The 17,554-nt window shown below is 72.7% G+C and carries 13 protein-coding genes and 2 tRNA genes; 11 read left to right on the forward strand and 4 right to left on the reverse strand.

Features of this window, described 5'->3' with window-relative positions:
* The first annotated feature begins 298 nt into the window (after positions 1-298).
* The 3 genes from RI578_RS20870 (at position 299) to RI578_RS20880 (ending at position 3,418) form a co-directional block, all read left to right on the forward strand.
* A complete protein-coding gene (locus RI578_RS20870; RefSeq protein ID WP_310872477.1) occupies positions 299-625 on the forward strand; it encodes a hypothetical protein in 327 nt (108 codons plus the stop codon).
* A gap of 370 nt (positions 626-995) precedes the next feature.
* Entirely contained in the window at positions 996-1,601 is a 606-nt protein-coding gene (locus tag RI578_RS20875; RefSeq protein ID WP_310872478.1) for a SigE family RNA polymerase sigma factor, read from the forward strand.
* A 140-nt stretch (positions 1,602-1,741) separates the two neighbouring features.
* Entirely contained in the window at positions 1,742-3,418 is a 1,677-nt protein-coding gene (locus RI578_RS20880; RefSeq protein ID WP_310872479.1) for a long-chain fatty acid--CoA ligase, read from the forward strand.
* Between the two features lie 112 nt (positions 3,419-3,530).
* On the opposite strand, the gene RI578_RS20885 is transcribed toward RI578_RS20880, so the two are convergent.
* Positions 3,531-4,757, reverse strand: coding sequence for an MFS transporter (locus tag RI578_RS20885; RefSeq protein ID WP_310872480.1), 1,227 nt, complete (start codon positions 4,755-4,757; stop codon positions 3,531-3,533).
* 135 nt (positions 4,758-4,892) lie between these two features.
* Here RI578_RS20885 and RI578_RS20890 point away from each other — a divergent pair, with 135 nt between their 5' ends.
* The gene (locus tag RI578_RS20890; RefSeq protein ID WP_310872481.1) at positions 4,893-5,480 is read left to right on the forward strand and encodes a TetR family transcriptional regulator; all 588 of its coding nucleotides are present in this window, start codon (positions 4,893-4,895) and stop codon (positions 5,478-5,480) included.
* 13 nt (positions 5,481-5,493) lie between these two features.
* Here the strand turns inward: RI578_RS20890 and RI578_RS20895 are convergent, their stop codons facing one another.
* Both RI578_RS20895 and RI578_RS20900 read right to left on the reverse strand, forming a co-directional pair.
* Positions 5,494-9,996, reverse strand: a complete 4,503-nt coding sequence (locus RI578_RS20895; protein WP_310872482.1) for a PAS domain-containing protein — start codon at positions 9,994-9,996, stop codon at positions 5,494-5,496.
* 244 nt (positions 9,997-10,240) lie between these two features.
* Positions 10,241-10,711 carry an SSI family serine proteinase inhibitor gene (locus RI578_RS20900; protein WP_310872483.1) on the reverse strand — a complete coding sequence of 157 codons (471 nt, stop codon included), beginning with the start codon at positions 10,709-10,711 and terminating at the stop codon, positions 10,241-10,243.
* 168 nt (positions 10,712-10,879) lie between these two features.
* Between RI578_RS20900 and RI578_RS20905 the strand changes: the two genes are divergently transcribed.
* The 3 genes from RI578_RS20905 to RI578_RS20915 all read left to right on the forward strand — a co-directional run bounded on the left by RI578_RS20905 (position 10,880) and on the right by RI578_RS20915 (position 12,902).
* Positions 10,880-10,970: transfer RNA gene (locus RI578_RS20905), tRNA-Ser, on the forward strand.
* Between the two features lie 208 nt (positions 10,971-11,178).
* A tRNA-Arg gene (locus RI578_RS20910) sits at positions 11,179-11,251 on the forward strand.
* Positions 11,252-11,414: 163 nt separating this feature from the next.
* Positions 11,415-12,902, forward strand: a complete 1,488-nt coding sequence (locus tag RI578_RS20915; RefSeq protein WP_310872484.1) for a penicillin-binding protein 2 — start codon at positions 11,415-11,417, stop codon at positions 12,900-12,902.
* Between the two features lie 18 nt (positions 12,903-12,920).
* Here the strand turns inward: RI578_RS20915 and RI578_RS20920 are convergent, their stop codons facing one another.
* Positions 12,921-13,280: a helix-turn-helix domain-containing protein gene (locus RI578_RS20920; RefSeq protein WP_310872485.1), complete on the reverse strand. Its 360-nt coding sequence runs from the start codon at positions 13,278-13,280 to the stop codon at positions 12,921-12,923.
* A gap of 46 nt (positions 13,281-13,326) precedes the next feature.
* Between RI578_RS20920 and RI578_RS20925 the strand changes: the two genes are divergently transcribed.
* From RI578_RS20925 to RI578_RS20940, 4 genes are all read left to right on the forward strand, one after another.
* Entirely contained in the window at positions 13,327-14,208 is an 882-nt protein-coding gene (locus RI578_RS20925; RefSeq protein ID WP_310872486.1) for a DUF2797 domain-containing protein, read from the forward strand.
* Positions 14,209-14,262: 54 nt separating this feature from the next.
* A complete protein-coding gene (locus RI578_RS20930; RefSeq protein ID WP_310872487.1) occupies positions 14,263-15,153 on the forward strand; it encodes an amidohydrolase family protein in 891 nt (296 codons plus the stop codon).
* Between the two features lie 101 nt (positions 15,154-15,254).
* Positions 15,255-15,992, forward strand: a complete 738-nt coding sequence (locus tag RI578_RS20935; protein WP_193776373.1) for a response regulator transcription factor — start codon at positions 15,255-15,257, stop codon at positions 15,990-15,992.
* Complete coding sequence (locus tag RI578_RS20940) at positions 15,989-17,545, forward strand: HAMP domain-containing sensor histidine kinase (RefSeq protein ID WP_310872488.1); 1,557 nt, start codon at positions 15,989-15,991, stop codon at positions 17,543-17,545. The genes RI578_RS20935 and RI578_RS20940 overlap by 4 nt, the downstream gene beginning before the upstream one ends.
* Positions 17,546-17,554: the final 9 nt, after the last annotated feature.

Below are 17,554 nucleotides of genomic sequence, written 5' to 3' on the forward strand. Positions count from 1 at the left end.
TTGGGGAGGAGCTGTCCGCACTGCCCTGAGCTGGGACGGAAGGGAAGCAAAGGGGTTTATCGACTTGTCATCACGCTTGAGGGCGAATCAGGGCTTCCGGGGTGGTTCGCCGGGGATTCGATGGGCAACTCTGATCACGCGACGTCGTGCACAGCGTCGAGGCGGTCGGCCAACTGCCTTGGCGAAAGCTCCACTTCGGACCCACTTCGGATCCACTACAGCTCTACTGCCGCTCTACTTCACGTACTTCACGCGCTGTCGGCCACAAGCCGGTGCGCACTTGTTCTGGAGGAACAACATGGCAAGCATCCGTACCGCCCGCGTCGTCGCCGCTGTCGCCGCCCTTCCGCTCGCCGCCGCCCTCTTCAGCGGCATGGCGACGGCGGACAACGGAGCCATCGCGGACAACGGATCGAACGCGACCGCTTCCGAGGCCTTCGCGGGCATCCTCGGCAGCGGCGTCGGCGGGGACAACAACGGCAACTCGTCCACCACGCAGCAGCAGGCGGTCGGCTCGGGGGCCTCGAACCAGAGCAACACCGCGCAGGTCGACGGCTCCGCGTTCACGGCGATCAACCAGGGCAACGAGAACGTGGCCGTCAGCTTCACCCCCCTGTGGTGGTGAGCTGAGGGACCGGCGCGGGTGCGCTCCCGCGCCGGCCCCTCAGTCTCTGTGCGGGTGTGCTTCATGGGGTCGCAAGGCGCCTGGGCGGCGGTACTCCGGTATCGCCGCCCAGGCGTTTTCGTGCGCGGACGTCGTGCCCACGACGCCCGCGTGCGACGTCCGCCCGACGCGCGTACGACGTGTCCACGACGCGCGTACGGCGTGAGGGCTCGCCTCTCGGGGAGCCCCCAGGGGTGAACCCGCAGTACCCCTCCTCCCCTCGTCCACCTACAGGAGGTGCAGCCGGCACCACCCCTACAACCTGAGGCGGACTCTGCTTCGGGACCTGCGGCCGATCCGCCGGACACCCCCTCGCTCATAGCGTTGAGCCATGACCACACCCGTCTGCACCAGCGCTTCGAACGCCGCCACGGCCTCGGCCCCGGCCAAGGCCCCGGTCAAGGCCACAGCCATGGCCGCAGCCAAGCCGCAGACCTTCCCGTACCCGTCGTTCTCGTCGTACGTGAGGGCCCGCCAGCCGGTGCTGCTGCGCACCGCCCGGTCGCTGACCGCGAACCCGAGCGACGCCGAGGACCTGCTGCAGACCGCGCTCACCAAGACGTACGTGGCCTGGGAACGCATCGAGGACCATCGCGCGCTGGACGGATACGTGCGCCGGGCCCTGCTGAACACCCGGACGTCGCAGTGGCGCAAGCGCAAGGTCGACGAGTTCGCCTGCGACGAGCTGCCGGAGCCGGAGCCCGTCCTCGCCGGCGACGACCCGGCGGAGCGGCAGGCCCTGCACGACGCGATGTGGCGGGCGATCATGAAGCTGCCCGCCCGGCAGCGGGCGATGGTCGTTCTCAGGTACTACGAGGACCTCAGCGAGGCCCAGACGGCCGAAGTGCTCGGAGTTTCCGTGGGGACGGTGAAGTCGGCGGTGTCGCGGGCGCTCGGCAAGCTCCGTGAGGACCCTGAGCTGGGGATTGTTCGGTGACGAACCGCTCCGTTCGCCGTCGGTGAGTGTCCCTGTCGGACACCTTGCCGGGCAACGGGCACTGATCGATCACCCGGGAGTAGTGACATACCGCGCGGTATGTGCGCAGAATCAGCGCAAACCTTACCGCCGCGTAGGCAATGTCGCCCCGGGAGGACACCGTGCTGAGCACGATGCAGGACGTACCGCTGCTGATATCGAGGATCCTGACCCACGGGTCGACGATCCACGGCAGCTCCCAGGTGACCACCTGGACCGGTGAGGAAGAGCCGCACCGCCGCTCCTTCGCCGAGATCGGCGCCCGTGCCGCCCAGCTGGCGCACGCGCTGCGCGCGGACCTCCAGGTCCAGGACGACGAACGTGTCGCGACCCTCGCCTGGAACAATGCGGAGCACGTCGAGGCCTACTTCGCGATCCCCTCCATGGGCGCGGTCCTCCACACCCTCAATCTTCGCCTCCCGCCCGAGCAGCTGGCCTGGATCGTGAACCACGCGGCCGACCGCGTCGTGATCGCCAACGGTTCCCTGCTTCCCCTGCTCGCCCCGCTGCTGCCGCACCTCAAGACGGTCGAGCACGTCGTCGTCACCGGCCCCGGCGACCGCTCCCTGCTGGCCGAGGCGTCGGTCCAGGTGCACGAGTACGGGGACCTGATCGCGGGGAAGCCGACCGCGTACGACTGGCCCGAGCTGGACGAGCGGGCCGCCGCCGCCATGTGCTACACCTCCGGCACCACCGGCGACCCCAAGGGCGTGGTCTACAGCCACCGCTCCATCTACCTGCACTCCATGCAGGTCAACATGGCCCAGTCGATGGGTCTGACCGACGAGGACACCTCGCTGGTCGTGGTCCCGCAGTTCCACGTCAACGCCTGGGGACTGCCGCACGCCACCTTCATGACCGGCGTGAACATGCTGATGCCGGACCGCTTCCTGCAGCCCGTGCCGCTCGCCGAGATGATCGAGAGCGAGAAGCCGACGCACGCCGCCGCCGTTCCCACCATCTGGCAGGGCCTGCTCGCCGAGCTGACCGCCAAGCCCCGCGACGTCTCCTCCCTCACCCAGGTCACCATCGGCGGCTCCGCCTGTCCCCCGTCCCTGATGGAGGCCTTCGACGCGCTCGGCATGCGGGTCTGCCACGCCTGGGGCATGACGGAGACCTCCCCGCTCGGCACGGTCGCCCGGCCGCCGGCCCACGCGGTGGGCACGCCGGAGGAGTTCGCGTACCGCCTCACCCAGGGCCGTTTCCCGGCCGGTGTCGAGGCCCGCCTCACCGGTCCCGGCGGCGAGCGCCTCCCCTGGGACGGCGAGTCCGCCGGTGAGCTGGAGGTCCGCGGCAACTGGATCGCCGGCGCCTACTACAACGGCCCGGGCACCGAGCCGCTGCGCCCCGCCGACAAGTTCAGCGAGGACGGCTGGCTGAAGACCGGCGACGTCGGCACCATCTCGCCCGACGGCTTCCTCACCCTCACCGACCGCGCCAAGGACGTCATCAAGTCCGGCGGCGAGTGGATCTCCTCCGTCGAGCTGGAGAACGCCCTGATGTCCCACCCGGACGTCGCCGAGGCCGCCGTGGTCGCCGTCCCCGACGACAAGTGGGGCGAGCGTCCGCTGGCCACCGTCGTCCTCAAGGAGGGCGCGAGCGTCGGCTTCGAGGACCTGCGCGCCTTCCTCGCCGAGGACGGGAAGATCGCCAAGTGGCAGCTCCCGGAGCGCTGGACGGTCATCGAGGCGGTGCCGAAGACGAGCGTCGGCAAGTTCGACAAGAAGGTGCTGCGCAGGCAGTACGCCGACGGGGGACTGGACGTCACCCGGCTCTGACGGACGTTCCGGCACCCTCACCTTCCGACGCGCTCACGCCGGGCGGGTACCTGCCCTCGCGCTCACGCCGGGCGGGCACCCGCCCCGGCGTGAGCGCTCCCGGCGTCCGTGCTCACCGCGCCCGTACGGCAGTCGCCGCCCACCCCAGCACCAGCCACGCCCCCGCCACCGCGCAGACCCCGCCCCAGCCCCAGTGGCCGTAGGCGGGCCCCGCGAGGGCCGAGGCCAGGGCGCCGCCCGCGAAGCCGGAGACGACGTACGCGGTGTTGGCGGTGGCCGGGGCGGAGGTGGTGGTCAGGGCGAGGGTCTGGTTGGCGACGTGGGAGGCGACCAGGGCGGCGTGCACCAGGACCGCCGCCGCGCACAGGGCGGCCATCGCCTGCCCGCCCAGCCAGAACAGCGGCACCGACACGGCGGCGAGGAGATACGCGGACCGTACGACCTTCGCGGCGCCGAACCGGTCGACCAGGCCGCCCGCGAGCGGCGCGACGACACTCGCCGCGAGCCCGAACAGGCCGAACAGCCCGGCCGCGGCGGTGGTCATGCCGTAGCCCTCGCCCCCGGCCAGGAGCAGCGCCAGCGAGGTCCACAGGGCGCTCCAGGCGCCGTACATCCCCGCCTGGCGCACGCAGGCGCGCCACAGGTCCGGCGAGTGGCGCACCACGCCGGGAACTGCGGCGAGCCCGGCGAACAGCGAGCCCTCCCGCCGACGCCGCTGCGCGGGCAGGATGTACGCGGTCGCCAGGCCCAGTACGGCGGTCAGGACGGCCGCGCCCACGAACACCACGCGCCAGCCGTAGGCCTGCCCGACCAGCCCGCCGAGCACGCGGGCCGCCACGATGCCGGTGAACAGGCCGGCGATGACGGCCGCGACGTGCCGGGCCCGGCGGTCGGCGGGGGCGCGCTCGGCGACCAGCGGGACCAGGAGCTGCGGGACGACGGTCGCGGCCGAGGCGACCAGGACGGCGCCCGCGAGCGCGCCGGTCCCGGCCGACGCGGCGCCGACGAGCAGGGCCGCCGCGGCGACCAGCGCGAGGACGGCGACCAGGCGGCGCCGGTTCACGCTGTCGCCGAGCGGGGCGAAGAAGAGCAGGCCGGCCGCGTAACCGAACTGCGCGACCGAGGCGAGCCAGGCCACCGCCGAGGGCGTGGAGCCGAAGTCGTGGGCGATGAGGGGGAGCAGCGGCGCCGCGAGGTAGATGTTGGCGGCCGTGACAGCGGTGCAGACGGCTATCAGGGGGAGGAAGAGACGGGAGGAGGCGGACGGCCTCTTCCCGGGCGCGCCGCGGACCTCGCCCTCCGGCGTGGTCCGGTTGGTGGCTGCTGACGGTGACGACATGAGCGGAGCGACTCCTTCGAGCGCACACTAACAACTAACTGGTTGGTTGGAATCAACTCCCGGAGTCTGATCCGCATCCCCCCGCCCTGTCAACCAAATAGTTGGTTACCGGACCCGCCCCGCTACCCTGTGCCCATGGGAGTAAGGGACCCCGAGGCCACCAAGGCCCGGATCTTCGAGGCCGCGGTCGCCGAATTCGCCCGCTACGGCATCGCCGGCGCCCGCATCGACCGCATCGCGGCCGAGGCCAAGGCCAACAAGCAGCTCATCTACGCCTACTACGGCAACAAGAGCGAGCTGTTCGCCTCCGTCCTCGAGAAGAAGATGCTCGACCTCGCGATCTCCGTCCCCGTCGACCCGGACGACGTCGAGGGCTGGGTCGACCGCCTGCTGGACTACCACGCCGCCCACCCCGAGCTGCTCCGCCTCCTCTTCTGGGAGGGCATGGAGTACGGCACCGCCGAGCTGCCCCACGAGGCCGAACGCCAGGACCACTACGCCCGCAAGGTCGCCGCCGTACGGGACGGGCAGGCGCGCGGCGTGGTCACCGACGCGATTCCGGCGCCCGACCTGCTTTTCCTGCTGGTCGCGATGACCAACTGGGCGTCCGTCGTGCCGCAGATCAAGCGCATCCTGGTCGGTGGCGAGGACACGGACGCCGACCGGCTGCGCGCCTCGATCAAGGAGGCGGCGCGCAGGATCGTCTCCGGCCAGGTCCGCTGAGCCCGGACCGGCGTCAGTTGGTCCCGATCCGTGAGAGCAGCTCGACGATCCGGGACTGCACCTCGCCGCTCGTGGAACGCTCCGCCAGGAACAGCACCGTCTCGCCCGAGGCCAGCCGCGGCAGGTCGGCCTGGTCGACGGCGGCGGTGTAGACGACGAGCGGGGTGCGGTTGAGCTGCCCGTTCGCGCGCAGCCAGTCGATGATCCCGGCGTACCCGGCCTGCCCGCGCTGCACCCGCATCAGGTCCATCACGACCAGGTTCGGCCGGAACTGCCCGGCCAGCGTCACCGCGTCGGCGTCGCTCGCCGCCCGCGCCACCTGCATCCCGCGCCGCTCCAGCGTCGCGGTCAGCGCCAGCGCGATCTCCGCGTGCTCCTCGATCAGCAGCACGCGCGGCGGGTGCTGCTCGCTGTCCCGGGGTGCGAGCGCCTTCAGCAGTACGGCCGGGTCGGCGCCGTAGGCGGCATCGCGCGAGGCCTGTCCGAGCCCGGCCGTGACCAGCACCGGCACCTCGGCCGCCACGGCGGCCTGGCGCAGCGACTGGAGCGCCGTACGCGTGATCGGCCCGGTCAGCGGGTCCACGAACAGCGCGGCGGGGAACGCCGCGATCTGCGCGTCGACCTCCTCGCGCGAGTGCACGATGACCGGCCGGTAGCCGCGGTCGCTGAGCGCCTGCTGCGTGGAGACGTCCGGCGCGGGCCACACCAGCAGCCGGCGCGGGTTGTCCAGCGGCTCCGGCGGCAGCTCGTCGTCCATCGGCTGCGGACGCGGCGGGTCCGCCACCTCCACGGCCCCGCCGGGCCCGTCCAGCGGCTCGGGCCCCTCGGCGGCGTTCTTGTCCGGCGCTCCTATGGCGTACGACCGTCCGGCGCCCTCGGTGACCGGCGCGCGCCGGGGCTGACCGCCGGCCGGCGACGGCTGCTCCTGCCCCTGCGTCCGGCCCTGGGGCTGCTGCTGGGCCTTCGGCTGCGCCGCGGCGGGCGGCTGCTCGGCCGACGGTTCCGGGCGCGTGGCGGCCGGGTCGGGCGGCGTACCCAGCTTGCGGCGCCGGCCCGAGCCGCCCGGCTGATGCGGGGCGGGGGTGGCCGACGGCTGCTGCACCTGAACCGCCTGCCGGTTGAACGGCACGCCCTGGCCCAGCGTCCGCACGCTGATCGACCGCCCCTGCGTCGAACCCGGGTCGACGGGCGCGGACGCCTCGGCGGGCAGGGGCTGCGCCGCGCGCGGAGCGGGAGCGTTCTCCGGCGGCAGCGGGGTTCCCCGGCTCGGCGTGGAGGCGGGGACGCCCTGCGGGGGCGTCGAGGCGGGGGCGAGGCCGTTGGCGCCGGAGGCGCTCGCGGGCGCGGGGCCGGTGGTGGCGCCCGGGGGTACGGGGGTGCCCGCGCCCGTGGGTACGGGGGCCCCGGTGCCCGGGGGTACGGGGGTGCCGACGCCCGTGGCATCCGCTGCGGCGGGCCACGGCTGCGGGGCCGGCTGACCGGCGGCAGCGGGCTGCGCGGTGTCGGCGGTGGGCTCGACGGGGTGGGGCGACTCGGGGTGGGCGGTAGGCGCGGGCCCGGGAGCGGGTGCGGGTGCGGACTCGGGCGCCGGTGCGGCCTGGGCGGGCATGCCCTGACCGGCCGTGTTCTGCGCGGCGGTGCTCTGTGCGGCCTGTGCGGCGGTGTTCTGCGGAGGAACGGGTGCTCCATGCACGGGTGCTCCGTGCACGGGCGCTGCATGCACGGCGGCCTCCCGCGCGGGGCCGCCCTGCGCCGGATGGCCACCTTGCGCCGGATGGCCACCTTCCGCCGGATGGCCACCTTGCGCCGCCACCGGCACCGCTTCTTCGGGCTGCTGGGCGGCGGCACCGGCCCGGCGGCGCCGTCCCGTGGGTGCCTCGGCCGGGTGCGGCTGCGGCGGGGTGTGGTCGTCGGACTGGTCGTGCGGTACGGCGTCGTGCCGGCCGTCGTCGAGCAGGGCGTCCCCGGAAGCGGCCGGGCCGGGCACCTGGACCTGCCCCGTGGGAGCCGCCACGGGCGCTGCGGCGCCTGCTGCCGGGTGCGGCTCCGCCGTCCCGTCGGACGGCCGGTCCACGTCGGCGGGCGGCAGGGCGAACACCTGACGCGGCGCCGCCTCCTGCGCGGCGGCACGCTCGTTCGCGGACGCCAGGGCACGGCGCCGGCGCCCGGTCGGCCGGGACTCGTCGTCCGGGTCCGACTCGCCGGCCTGCGCGGGCAGGGCCGGCGGCAGCGCCTGCTGCTCACCACCGTCCCGCCGGGCGCGCCGACCGCCGGGCGCGGGCACGCCCTGCGGCGGTACGGTCCCGCCGAGACCGGTGTTGGAGGCCGCGGACCCTCCGCCGTGCTCGCCGGCCATGACGACGGCGCCCTCGGCGGGCAGGCCCTGGGGCAGCCCCTCGACGGAGGCACCGACGGCCTCGGCGGGCCGCCCGCGCCGGCGCCCGGTACCGCCGGACCCCTCGCCCGGCGCCGCCTGCGCGGGAACCGGAAGCGGTACGGAAACCTGGCCCTGCTCCAGCGACCCTGGGCCCTGCTTCAGCGACCCCTGTCCCTGCCCCTGTTCATGAGCCTGAGCCTGCGCCGCACGCCGCCTGCGCCGTCCGGTCGGTGCGGTACCCGAGCCTTCGGGACCGGCGACGGCCCCTTCGTCGTCCTCGCCCGCCGCGCCCGCGACCTCGCTCTCCAGGAACGCGTCGACGGACGCCCGCCGAGCCCGCCGCCGCCCGCCACCGGAGGCAGGCTCCTGAACGGCCAGGGCGTTGCCCGCACCCGCGGCACCCGCCGCACCCTCGACGTCGGCAACCTGCGCCTGCCCGTGGGCCGGGCCCGGAGCCTGGGCCTCAACGGCCCCCGCCCCACCACCGATCGGCACCTCCAGCACGTACGCGTTGCCGCTCATGCCCGGCACCTCGTGCGTCTGCAGCACGCCACCGTGCGCCCGCACGATTCCCCGCACGATCGGCTCGTGCACCGGGTCGCCCCCGGTGTACGGACCGCGCACCTCGATGCGTACGACCTCGCCGCGCTGCGCCGCCGCGACCACGACGGTGTTGTCCAGGTAGCCGCCCGTCGCCGACACGGGCGAGTTGCCGGTGGCGTCGACGCCCGCGACGTCCGCGACGAGGTGCGCGAGCGCGGTGGCCAGCAGCCGGACGTCGACCTCGGCCTCGATGGGCGGCGCGTGCACGGCGAACTGCACCCGTCCCGGCCCGATCAGTTCCACGGCCCCGTCGACACCGGCGGCGACGACGGCGTCGAGCATCACCTTCGAACGGGAGACGCTCTCGTTGCCGACGTCGAGGCGCTGATAGCCGAGGACGTTGTCGATGAGGGTGGTGATGCGCGAGTAACCGGCCGAGAGGTGGTGCAGCACCTGGTTGGCCTCGGGCCACAGCTGCCCGGCGTCGTCCGCGGCCAGTGCGGCGAGCTCCTGCCGCAGTTCGTCCAGGGGCCCGCGCAGGGAGCCGCCGAGGAGGGTGAGCAGCTGCTCGTGCCGGGCGGCGATCGCCTCGTAGCGGTCCTTCTCCCGCTCACCGAGCGCGGCGTAGCGGTCGGCGTCCGCGGCGACCTCCTCCGCGTGCTTCTCCCGCAGCTCCTCCAGCTCACTCACGTGCTGCTGACGCAGCGCGGTCAGCTCGGAGGCGTGCTCCTCGGCGAGCCGCTCCAGTTCCTCGGCGTGCCGCTGCTCCGCGTCCTCGTGCTCCTTGACGAGCGCGTCGTAGGGGCGCCGGTCGGTGAAGGTCATCACGGCGCCGACGAGCTGGTCGCCGTCGCGGACGGGCGCGGTCGTCAGGTCGACCGGCAGCTGGTCGCCGCTCTTGGCGAACACCACCTGCCCGCGCACCCGGTGCTTGCGACCCGAGCGCAGGGTGTCGGCGAGCGGGGACTCGTCGTACGGGAAGGGGGAGCCGTCGGCCCGCGAGTGCAGGACGAGGGTGTGCAGCTCACGGCCGCCGAGGTCGCTGGCCCGGTAACCCAGTATCTGGGCGGCGGCCGGGTTGACGAGGACGATCCGGCCGTCGGTGTCGGTCCCGACGACGCCCTCGGAGGCGGCCCGCAGGATCATCTCGGTCTGCCGCTGCGAACGGGCCAGCTCGGCCTCGGTGTCGACGGTGCCGGAGAGGTCGCGGACGACGAGCATCAGCAGTTCGTCGCCGGTGTAGCCGTAGTTGTCGTAGGCCTGCTGGCCGGTCTCCAGGTTGGCGCTGGTGACCTCGACCGGGAACTCGGTCCCGTCGGTGCGCCGGGCGACCATCCGCGTGGGCTTCGTACGCGCCCGCGGATCGATGTGGTCCGGCCGCCGCATGGACCCGGGGATCAACCGCGAGTCGAACTGCGGCAGCAGATCCAGCAGCCCGCGCCCGACCAGCGCGGTGCCCGGAGTCTCGAAGGCCTCCAGCGCGATGGTGTTGGCGTTGACGACGGTGCCGTTGGCGTTGACCAGTACCAACGCGTCCGGCAGAGCGTCCAGTATGGCTGCGAGGCGAGCAGTGCCTCGGGATGGCCTGCTGCTCACGAGACGCTTCCCTCCTGTTACCGCACTTGCCGACCGCCTGGGCCATCTTGCCAATCGGCCCACAGCGTGTCACGCGAGGGAGTCTAAGGGTTGGGGCCGGGCGGGCGGCGTGGGATGGCAGGGAGGACGCACGAGGAAGTGACGCAGAACGTGTGACCGAGTGCCCGCGCACCACCCTCCCGGCGCCGTACCGGACTGTCTCCGGCGCTGCCCGGACCACCTTCCTGATGCCGTACCGGAGCGCCTACGACCGTCCCCGCTCCTGCGACCCCACCTCGGGCAGCAGCGGCACCATGCGGTCCCAGCGGGAGATCTCGCAACCGTCGCGGCGGTCGTACGTCACGTCGACGGGGCGTCCGGCCCAGGTCCCCGTGACGTGCGCGGTGGCGGGGCCGCCGTACTGCATGGTGCAGACGCTGCCCTCCGGGACGGGGGCGAAGGTGTCCTCCCCCCACCGCGTGTCGCGCTCGACGACGGCACAGGCGCCGTCCGGGTCGGGGTGGCTGCCGCCGCGGGGGTGGCAGTACAGCTCGTACGTGCCGTCCGCGCCCGCGCCGGCGTCCCGGACGGTGACCGTCAGGTGATCGACGCTCGGCGCCTCGGCAGTGGCGGCGGCGGCCGGGTGCGCGGCGGACAGGGAAGCGAGGGAGGCGACGGAGAGGGCGGCGGCGCCGAGGAGACGGGCGGCGGCGGGGAGGCGGGTGACCTGGAACATGACCTGACTAACGCGCCGACCTGCCGGACGTTGCGCGACCGGGCGGCAAGGGCTTTGCCCTGCGGCCTGCCCGCCTAGTACCGTAGGGGTCGATTGGTGACAGCGCGCTCAACTGTGTCATCATCGGCACGCGCCACTCGCGCTCGCACGCGAGAGGTGATGTTGTCTGGAGGCGTCGCCTAGTCCGGTCTATGGCGCCGCACTGCTAATGCGGTTTGGGTCTTAAAGCCCATCGAGGGTTCAAATCCCTCCGCCTCCGCACGGATCATCGAAGCCCCGGCCCACTCGGCCGGGGCTTCGGTGCTGTCCGGGCACGTACGGCCGTACGGCCTCGATAGCTCGTTTCCGCAGGTCACAAGCGGTGCGGTCAATGGATTTCACATGGCGGCGGCAGTCATGTAATGTTCTTCCTGTCGCCGCGAGCGGGCCGAAAGGGCCGGAAGCGGCGGTAAAACTGAACAAGACAAGCACTCGTAGCTTAACGGATAGAGCATCTGACTACGGATCAGAAGGTTGCAGGTTCGAATCCTGCCGAGTGCACAGCAGAGCAGAGGCCCCGTCGAGGTGATCGACGGGGCCTCTGGCGTTCCACCGCCGGGGTGATCGCCGTTCGCGACTGTGTCTAGGGTGTGCCCATGTTGCGAGGACGCGTCTTCATATCAAACCGGATATCCCTCCGGCCGAGCCTCGACGGAGGACGCCGGTGAACAAGCCGCTGAGGGCCGTGGCGATCTTCTGCGGGCTGCTGGTGCTCGGCCTGCTGATCCGCGCGAACTGGCTGCAGTACGTCCGGGCCCCGGAGCTCGCCTCCGACACGAAGAACCGGCGGGTGCAGATCGAGCAGTTCGCCACCGCGCGCGGGGACATCATCGTGGGTGGCCGGGCGATCACCGGCTCCACCGAGACCGAGGGCACCGACCTCAAGTACAAGCGCACCTACGTCGACGGGCCGATGTACGCGCCGGTGACGGGGTACGCGTCGCAGGCCCAGGGCATGACGCTGCTGGAGAAGACCTACGACTCCATCCTGACCGGCAAGGACGACCGGCTGGCCTTCCAGCGGTTCGCCGACGTCGTCAGCGGTGAGGGCCGGCGGGCCGGGTCGGTGGTCACCACCATCGACCCGAAGGCGCAGAAGGCCGCCTGGAAGGGGCTGACCGACCTGAAGGGCGCGCGGGGCGCCGTGGTCGCGCTGGATCCGGCGACGGGGAAGGTGCTGGCCATGGTGTCGGCGCCCTCCTACGACCCGTCGGTGTTCGCGGGCAGCACCTTCAAGGAGTCCGACCGCTTCGTGGCGCTCGACAAGAAGAAGAACAAGCCGCTGGCCAACCGCGCGCTGCGCGAGACCTACCCGCCGGGCTCCACCTTCAAGATCCTCACCGCGGCCGCCGCGCTGGAGCACGACGTCGTCACCGATGTCGACGCCCGTACCGACGCCGTCTCCCCGTATCCCCTGCCGCAGTCCAGCAACAAGATCGGCAGCGAGGCCGGCGACGCGGTCTGCAACAAGGCCTCGATGAAGACCGCGATGCAGTACTCCTGCAACAACGTCTTCCTCGACGCCGCCTCCAAGCTGGGCCAGGACAAGCTGCGCGAGACGGCCGAGAAGTTCGGCTTCAACGAGAACGTCTACTCCGACGACTTCGGCGACCTGCTCGCCACGAAGAGCCTCTACCCCGAGAACCTCGACGCGCCGGGCACCGCGCTCACCGGCATGGGACAGGGCAGTCTCACCAGTACGCCCATGCAGATGGCCATGGTCACCGCCGGGCTGGCCAACGACGGCAAGGTGATGCAGCCGTACATCGTCGACGAGGTCAAGGGCCCGGACCTCGGCACGCTGGAGAAGACCGAGCCCGCGGTGATGAGCGAGGCCGTCTCCGCCGAGACCGCGCAGAAGGTCCAGCAGATGATGGAGTTCACCGCCAAGGAGGGCAGCGCCCGCCGCGCCCAGATCGAGGGCATCACGGTCGGCGGCAAGACCGGCACCGCGCAGCGCGGTGTCAACGTGGACGACAAGGTGCCGTACGGCTGGTTCGTCTCCTACGGCAAGAAGGACGACGGGTCGTCCGTCGCCGTGGCCGTCTTCATCGACCCGACCGACATGGACATCTCCCGTGAGGACATCTCCGGTGGCGGTCTGGGCGCGCCCATCGCCAAGAGCGTCATGGAGGCGGTCCTCAAGCAGTGACGTCGGAGGCGGTGGCGGTCAGGCTCCCCCGGCGTCGTACGCCTCGCGGGCCCGCTCGACCGCCGCCATCCGCCGCTCCGTCCACAGCGCCAGATCCCTGACCTGCTCGGCGGCCTCGCGGCCGAGGCCGGTCAGGGAGTAGTCGACGCGGGGCGGGATCACCGGCCTGGCGTCCCGGTGGACCAGGCCGTCGCGCTCCAGGGTGCGCAGGGTCTGGGCCAGCATCTTCTCGCTGACCCTGCCGATCTCACGGCGCAGCTCGCTGAAGCGGTACGGGCGCTCCAGCAGCGCGATCAGGGCCAGGGTGCCCCACCGGCTGGTGACGTGCTCCATGACCAGCCGCTCGGGGCACATCGGCTCACTCTCTGCCATGCCCATACGGTACTTCCGCCGTTGTCAGTGGCTGCCTCTAGTCTCGACGGCGATGGCACAGGCATGGAAGTGCGCGGGGCTTCGCTGGACGGGCGAAGGTCCCGTGCTGACGTGGGTCGGGGGCCGCGGCAGTGCGCTGTCCCGGGGGAAGCGGGTGGCCTTCGGGGTCGCCGAGGGGGGTGTGCGGACATGCGTGGGAGCGCGGGGGCACGCGTGTCCGGTGCGGGCCGCTGTGCCGGGGCGGAGTACGGGGGCGCGGTGCGAGGAGTGTGCGCGGCTGGACCGGGCGCACTCCGTGGCCGCCGACACGATCGCGGACGATCCGCGGCCGTACCGCGTCTATCTGGCGTGGTTCGGGCCGGGCCTCGTCAAGGTGGGGATCACCGCGTACGAGCGGGGAGCCGCCCGGCTGCTGGAGCAGGGGGCCGTCTGCTTCAGCTGGCTGGGCCGCGGGCCCTTGATGTCCGCGCGCCGGACCGAGGAGCTGCTGCGGGCCGCGCTGGGCGTGCCCGACCGGATTCCGTACGCCCACAAGCGGGCGGTGCGGGCCGGGTTGCCGGGGACGGAGGCGGAGCGGGCGGCCGAGATCGCGGAGTTGCACGCGCGGGCGGTGGCGCTCGGCGGCTGGCCGGAGTCGCTGACGCCGGAGCCGTTCCGGGGCGTGGACCACGCGGGCGTCTTCGGGATCGAGGAGGCGGGCCGTGGGCCGGCCGCCGTGGGGGAGGTGGCCGAGCTGGTGGCGGGCGGGGCGATCGGTGGCGAGCTGGTGGCGGCCGCCGGGCCGGACCTGCATCTGGCGACGGAGCGCGGGGTCGTCGTGCTGGACACGCGGCTGATGACGGGGTGGGAGCTGGTGTCCGCCGAGGGCGGGCCGTGCGCCGTGCCCGTGCGAGAGCTCAAACGAGTGGCCGGAGTACAGGACGGGCTGTTCTGACCTCGTCCCCGGCCCCCTCTTGTCCGCGGGCGCGCGGGACGCGATCGTGGGCCCATGAGTGATCAGGAGGCCGGACAGGTCCGCCGGTTCTGGGAGGAGCTGGGGCTGCCCGGACTGGTCGACGTGCACACGCATTTCATGCCCGAGCGGGTGCTGCGCAAGGTCTGGGGCTACTTCGACGCCCTCGGCCCGCTGACCGGTGGCGTGGAGTGGCCGATCACCTATCGGCAGGAGGAGGGCGAACGCGCGGCGCTGTTGCGGAAGTTCGGGGTGCGCGCCTTCACCGCCATGCTGTATCCGCACAAGGCGGGCATGGCCCGGTGGCTGAACGGCTGGGCGGTGGACTTCGCCGGCCGGACCCCCGACTGCCTGCACACCTCCACCCTCTTCCCGGAGCCGGGCGTCGAGACGTACGTCCGCGAGGCCGTCGAGGCGGGGGCGCGGGTCTTCAAGGCACATGTGCAGGTGGGGGCGTACGACCCGGCCGACGAGCTGCTCGACGCGGCCTGGGGCGTGCTCGCCGAGGCGGGCGTGCCGGTCGTCATCCACTGCGGGTCCGGGCCCGCACCCGGCAAGCACACCGGGCCCGAGCCCATCGCGCGGGTGCTGGCGCGGCACCCCCGGCTGCGGCTGGTCGTCGCGCACCTCGGGATGCCCGAGTACGAGGACTTCCTGGACCTCGCCGAGCGGTACGGCGAGGTACGGCTGGACACGACGATGGCGTTCACCGACTTCAGCGAGCGCCTCGCCCCCTTCCCCCGACGGGCACTGCCCCGGCTGGCCGGTCTCGGCGACCGCATTCTGCTCGGGTCGGACTTCCCCAACATCCCGTACCCCTACCTGCACCAGCTGCGCGCGCTGGAGCGGCTGGAACTGGGCGACGCGTGGCTGCGGGGCGTGTGTCACGACAACGGGGCCCGGCTGTTCGGGCTGCCGGGGCACTGAAGGACCTGAAGTGGAGCACCTGAGACGCCCTTGTGGGTTTCTCAGAGAAATCACAGCTTGGGGAAAGGGTGCTCTCAGAGCGCCCCGACATCGTGTCCGCTATGACCACGACCTCGCCCCAGGGGCGCACCGAACTGCTGAGGCCGGACGGGAGCCCCGTCCGAGTGCTCGTGGTGGACGACGAGCTGTCCATCACCGAGCTGCTGTCCATGGCCCTGCGCTATGAGGGCTGGCAGATCCGCAGTGCCGGGGACGGACACGGTGCCGTCCAGGCCGCGCGCGAGTTCCGGCCAGACGCCGTCGTGCTGGACATGATGCTGCCCGACATGGACGGGCTGAGCGTGCTGGGGCGGCTGCGCCGCGACCTGCCGGACGTGCCGGTGCTCTTCCTGACCGCCAAGGACGCGGTCGAGGACCGCATCGCCGGGCTGACCGCCGGCGGGGACGACTACGTCACCAAGCCGTTCAGCCTGGAGGAGGTCGTCGCCCGGCTCCGCGGGCTGATCCGGCGCACCGGTGCCGCCGACCGGCGCTCCGAGTCCGTACTCGTCGTCGGCGACCTCACCCTCGACGAGGACAGCCACGAGGTCACCCGGGGCGGCGACGGCATCCACCTCACCGCCACCGAGTTCGAGCTGCTGCGGTTCCTGATGCGCAATCCGCGGCGCGTGCTGAGCAAGGCGCAGATCCTGGACCGCGTGTGGTCGTACGACTTCGGCGGACAGGCCAACGTCGTCGAGCTGTACATCTCCTACCTGCGCCGGAAGATCGACGCCGGTCGCGAGCCGATGATCCACACCCGGCGCGGTGCCGGCTACCTGATCAAGCCCGCGGCGTGAGCGGACGGCGACGCCCGCGGCCGCGGACCCTGCGGACGCGGCTCGTCGTCGCGTCGGTGGCCCTGATCGCGGTGGTGTGCGCGGTGATCGGGACGGTGACCACGGTGGCGTTGCGGTCGCATCTTTACGAGCAGCTGGACGGGCAGGTGCGGGAGGTCGCCGGGCGGGTGTCCGGGTTCGGGCCGCCCGGTGTCCCCGAGGCCGGCGGCGGGGACAAGGGGCCGCAGCGGATGGACCTCGACCAGTTCGTCACCCGCGGACCGCAGCCGCGCGGCACGATCGTCGCCGAGGTGCGGGACGGTGTCGTCGTCGAGGCCGCGTACGGAAAGAAGGACGAGGGAAGCACCGACTTCAGCGGCATGACGGCGGTCTCCCTCAGCGAGGCGGAGCGGGCCGCGCTGGCCACCGTGGAGCGGGACGGCAGGACGCACACCGTCGACATCCCCGGCCTCGGTGAGTACCGCGTGGAGTACCGCGACGGCTACTACGCCGCCGTACCGACCTCCGGGGTCACCGGCACCATCAACACCCTGATCCTCGTAGAGGCCAGCGTCACCGCCGCCGGTCTCATCGCCGCCTCCCTCGCCGGAACCGTCATCGTCGGCGTAGCCACCCGCCCCCTGCGCAGGGTCGCCGCCACCGCCACCCGGGTCTCCGAACTGCCCCTGCACGCGGGCGAGGTGAACCTCGACGAACGGGTCCCGGAGTCCGAGTGCGACCCGCACTCCGAGGTCGGTCGGGTCGGCGCCGCGCTCAACCGGATGCTGAACCACGTGCACGGCGCGCTGCACGCACGGCAGGCGAGCGAGACGCGGGTCCGGCAGTTCGTCGCGGACGCCAGCCATGAGCTGCGTACGCCCCTCGCCTCCATCCGCGGGTACGCCGAACTCACCCGCAGGGGACGGGAACAGATCGGCCCCGACACCCGGCACGCGCTGGGCCGCATCGAGTCCGAGGCCGGGCGCATGACCCTGCTGGTGGAGGATCTGCTGCTGCTCGCCCGCCTGGACGCCGGACGGCCGTTGCAGTTCGAGCAGACCGACCTCGTACCGCTCGTCGTGGACACCGTCAGCGACGCCCGCGCGGCCGGGCTCGACCACAACTGGCGGCTCGACCTGCCCGAGGAACCGGCACTGGTGTCGGCGGACGCCGCCCGGCTCCAGCAGGTGCTGGTCAACCTGCTGGGCAACGCCCGCAACCACACCCCGCCCGGTACGACCGTCACCGCGCGCGTGCGGACCGGCGGGGCGTGGCTGTGCGTCGACGTCGAGGACAACGGGCAGGGCATCCCGGCCGAGTTGCTGCCGCGCGTCTTCGAACGGTTCGCGCGCGGCGACTCCGCGCGGTCCCGGGCGACCGGCTCGACGGGGCTGGGACTCGCCATCGTGCAGGCCGTGGCGTCCGCGCACGGCGGTGCCGTGACGGTCGACAGCGTGCCGGGGCGGACGGTCTTCACCGTGCACCTGCCGGCGCTCCCGGCCGGCGAGAGGCAGCGGCAGCCGCACTCACAGGCACGGCACAGCGTCACCACACGGGCACGACAGGGGACTTGAGAAGAGTCG

This window comes from Streptomyces sp. BB1-1-1 (assembly GCF_031597775.1).
Lineage (GTDB): Bacteria > Actinomycetota > Actinomycetes > Streptomycetales > Streptomycetaceae > Streptomyces > Streptomyces thinghirensis.

Bases quoted from the DNA above. Each gene is read 5' to 3' on its own strand.
- RI578_RS20870 (WP_310872477.1), top strand. From the start codon at position 299: ATGGCAAGCATCCGTACCGCCCGCGTCGTCGCCGCTGTCGCCGCCCTT.
- RI578_RS20875 (WP_310872478.1), top strand. From the start codon at position 996: ATGACCACACCCGTCTGCACCAGCGCTTCGAACGCCGCCACGGCCTCG.
- RI578_RS20880 (WP_310872479.1), top strand. From the start codon at position 1,742: ATGTCGCCCCGGGAGGACACCGTGCTGAGCACGATGCAGGACGTACCG.
- RI578_RS20885 (WP_310872480.1), bottom strand. From the start codon at position 4,757: ATGTCGTCACCGTCAGCAGCCACCAACCGGACCACGCCGGAGGGCGAG.
- RI578_RS20890 (WP_310872481.1), top strand. From the start codon at position 4,893: ATGGGAGTAAGGGACCCCGAGGCCACCAAGGCCCGGATCTTCGAGGCC.
- RI578_RS20900 (WP_310872483.1), bottom strand. From the start codon at position 10,711: ATGTTCCAGGTCACCCGCCTCCCCGCCGCCGCCCGTCTCCTCGGCGCC.
- RI578_RS20920 (WP_310872485.1), bottom strand. From the start codon at position 13,280: ATGGGCATGGCAGAGAGTGAGCCGATGTGCCCCGAGCGGCTGGTCATG.
- RI578_RS20925 (WP_310872486.1), top strand. From the start codon at position 13,327: ATGGCACAGGCATGGAAGTGCGCGGGGCTTCGCTGGACGGGCGAAGGT.
- RI578_RS20930 (WP_310872487.1), top strand. From the start codon at position 14,263: ATGAGTGATCAGGAGGCCGGACAGGTCCGCCGGTTCTGGGAGGAGCTG.
- RI578_RS20935 (WP_193776373.1), top strand. From the start codon at position 15,255: ATGACCACGACCTCGCCCCAGGGGCGCACCGAACTGCTGAGGCCGGAC.